Here is a 3,274-nt window from a genome sequence, read left to right on the forward strand (position 1 = left end):
TCGGTTCGTGGATTTCCCCCCTCCCCTGGGGAAAAGGGGGGGGCCGGGGGCGGGGGGGGGGGGGGGGGGGGAAAGCAGGGGGCCGGGGGGGTCTGTGGGAGCCCCCCGCGCCCGCCTCGCTCCGTCAGAGGTACTGACCTGTGTTCGCCACCGTGTCGATGGAGCGTCCGGTGTCCGCGCCCTGCTTTCCGGTGACGAGCGTGCGGATGAATACGATCCGCTCGCCCTTCTTTCCGGAGATGCGGGCCCAGTCGTCCGGGTTGGTGGTGTTCGGCAGGTCCTCGTTCTCCTTGAACTCGTCCACGCACGCCTGGAGGAGGTGGGAGACCCGCAGACCCTTCTGGTTGTGTTCGAGGAAGGCCTTGATGGCCATCTTCTTGGCCCGGTCCACGATGTTCTGGATCATGGCGCCGGAGTTGAAGTCCTTGAAGTAGAGGACTTCCTTGTCGCCGTTGGCGTACGTGACCTCGAGGAAGCGGTTCTCCTCGGTTTCGGCGTACATCTGCTCGACGACGGTCTGGATCATGCTGTGGACGGCCACCTGGGGCGAGCCGGAGTGCTCGCTGAGGTCGTCCGCGTGGAGCGGGAGCGAGGCCTTGAGGTACTTGGCGAAGATGTCCTTCGCCGCCTCGGCGTCCGGGCGCTCGATCTTGATCTTCACGTCGAGGCGGCCGGGGCGCAGGATGGCCGGGTCGATCATGTCCTCGCGGTTGGAGGCGCCGATGACGATGACGTTCTCCAGGCCTTCCACGCCGTCGATCTCGGCGAGCAGCTGGGGGACGATGGTGTTCTCCACGTCCGAGCTGACGCCGGATCCGCGGGTGCGGAAGAGGGATTCCATCTCGTCGAAGAAGACGATGACGGGGGTGCCCTCGCTCGCCTTCTCCCTCGCACGCTGGAAGACGAGGCGGATGTGCCGCTCGGTCTCGCCGACGTACTTGTTGAGGAGCTCGGGTCCCTTGATGTTCAGGAAGTACGACTTGCCGGCCGCCTGCCCGGTCACTTCCGCGACCTTCTTGGCAAGGGAGTTGGCGACGGCCTTGGCGATGAGCGTCTTGCCGCAGCCGGGCGGGCCGTAGAGCAGGATGCCCTTCGGGGGCCGCAGTTCGTGCTCCTTGAACAGGTCGGGGTAGAGGTACGGGAGCTCGACGGCGTCGCGGATCAGCTCGATCTGGTCGCCCAGGCCGCCGATCTTGTCGTAGTCGATGTCCGGGACCTCTTCGAGGACCAGGTCCTCGACCTCGCTCTTGGGGACGACCTCGTAGACGTAGCCGGAGCGGGGTTCGAGCAGGAGGGCGTCGCCGGGGCGGATGGTGATGTCCAGGAGCGGCTCGGCGAGCCTCACCACCCTCTCCTCGTCGGTGTGCCCGACCACCAGGGCGCGCTCGCCGTCCTCCAGGATCTCCTTGAGGGTGACGATGTCCCCGGCCCGCTCGAATTCCATGGCCTCGACCACGTTGAGCGCTTCGTTGAGCATGACCTCCTGGCCGCGCCGGAGGTCTTCCGGGTCGACGCTGGGGCTCACGTTCACGCGGAGCTTGCGCCCGCCGGTGAAGATGTCGACGGTGCCGTCCTCGTTCGCCTGAAGGAAGACACCGAAGCCGGCCGGCGGCTGTGCGAGGCGGTCGACCTCTTCCTTGAGGGCCACGATCTGGTCGCGGGCCTCACGGAGGGTGTTCGCCAGTCGTTCGTTCTGCGCGGAGACGCCTGCCAGATTCGTCTGGAGCTCGACGATCCGCTCTTCGAGAATCCTCGTGTGTCGCGGAGAGTCGGCGAGCTTGCGTCGCAGGACGGCGATTTCCTGCTCGAGATAGGCAACCTGGCCAGCGGGGTCCTCAGACCCTCGCCCGGGCCGGATGCCGCGGTTGATGTCGTCGTCGTGGGCTGCCACGGTCCTCACCTCCTCCAAGGGGAGCTGGACGCTTCCTGACCCTACCTGGGCTGGTGGTGATTGAAACCCCTAGATCACAAAGACGGTAGAGGTGTGTCCGATCTTCACCCTTGCGTACTCCCTCACGCCAGGGAAATACCCACCCTTCAACATCGGAAAGCAGCCGGTTGTAAGGTCGAACTGTTCAACACCCGTCAGGGCTCGCGCGACTTGCCGCGAGTCGAGTCCGGGGCGGATCACTCAGAGCAGGAAACGGCAGGAGATATGACCGTGCAGCAGGAGGCCCCGACGGGTGGTTCCGACGGGGCCGGGGAGCCGCTGGAGGTCTGGATCGACCAGGACCTGTGCACCGGGGACGGCATCTGCGTGCAGTACGCCCCGGAGGTGTTCGAGCTGGACATCGATGGTCTGGCGTATGTGAAGAGCGCCGACGACGAGCTGCTCCAGGAGGCCGGAGCGACCACTCCGGTTCCTCTGGTGCTGCTGCAGGACGTGGTCGATTCGGCCAAGGAATGTCCGGGGGACTGCATCCACGTGCGCCGCGTTTCGGACAGGGTCGAGGTGTACGGCCCGGACGCGGAGTGACGGTTCAAACACGTCCGGCGGCCGAGTCCGTCAGCTCCTGGCGGAATTTCCCGCCTGTCCAGCGCCACTTGGCGAGCTGCTTCACATCGGGCTCGTAGCGCGGCACGGAGGGTGACGAGTAGCCCAGCAGGCGTGCGGTGACGTTTCCGTCGCGCACGGTGAGGCCGGTCACGTTCCGCCGCTGTCCGGCGTCGAGGAGGGTGGCGACGACCCGGGGGGCGGAGCCCGCTCCCGGGTCCTGGGCCAGTACGTAGAGCGCGTGGGGCGGGGTGCCGGAGCCGGCGTCGCAGCGGACGGCCGCCACGGTCTCGGGGCGGCCGTCGCCGTCGAGGTCGCCCCGGGCGGTTTCGGTGACGGTGTGCGGGGCGCCCTTGCAGTCCAGGGGGTACGCGGCCGCCTGCGCGTCGGGGGCCGTCGGGGCCGGGGCGGCGTCCGGGCCGGGCGCGGGGGTGGCTCCGGTGGCCCGGCCGGGCTGGAGCAGTCCGGCGCCGGCTATGACGGCGGCGAGGGCGGTGGCCGTGGCGAGCCAGTGGACGGGCCTGGTGCGACGGTGCGCCAGGTCGGTGGGGCTGTGCAGCACGCCGGGTGTCTCCTGTGCGAAGGGTGACGGGGAGCCAGCATCGTGCCACACGTCACACAGGAGTGGAACGGCCGGGTCCGGAATCGCACGACGCTGCGTCCCGACAACACTGCGTCCCGACAACGAAAGGGCGCTGGGGGGGGGGGGGGGGGGTGGGGGGGGGGGGGGGGGCAAACGACTTCGTTTGTTGGGGTGGGTGGCTACCCCGGAAGAGTGGC

3 protein-coding genes are annotated in these 3,274 nt (G+C 68.2%); 1 reads left to right on the forward strand and 2 read right to left on the reverse strand.

Going from position 1 to position 3,274, the window contains the following annotated elements; translation table 11 throughout:
* Positions 1-124: 124 nt before the first annotated feature.
* The gene (arc, locus tag AC07A6_RS39120) at positions 125-1,891 is read right to left on the reverse strand and encodes a proteasome ATPase (RefSeq protein WP_362471780.1); all 1,767 of its coding nucleotides are present in this window, start codon (positions 1,889-1,891) and stop codon (positions 125-127) included.
* A gap of 264 nt (positions 1,892-2,155) precedes the next feature.
* Here arc and AC07A6_RS39125 point away from each other — a divergent pair, with 264 nt between their 5' ends.
* Entirely contained in the window at positions 2,156-2,476 is a 321-nt protein-coding gene (locus AC07A6_RS39125) for a ferredoxin (protein WP_042800683.1), read from the forward strand.
* A 4-nt stretch (positions 2,477-2,480) separates the two neighbouring features.
* Here the strand turns inward: AC07A6_RS39125 and AC07A6_RS39130 are convergent, their stop codons facing one another.
* Positions 2,481-3,056 (reverse strand): hypothetical protein, encoded by a 576-nt coding sequence (locus AC07A6_RS39130; RefSeq protein WP_386272855.1) that lies wholly within the window; start codon positions 3,054-3,056, stop codon positions 2,481-2,483.
* Between the last annotated feature and the right edge of the window lie 218 nt (positions 3,057-3,274).

It is taken from the genome of Streptomyces sp. NPDC044002 (assembly GCF_056434525.1).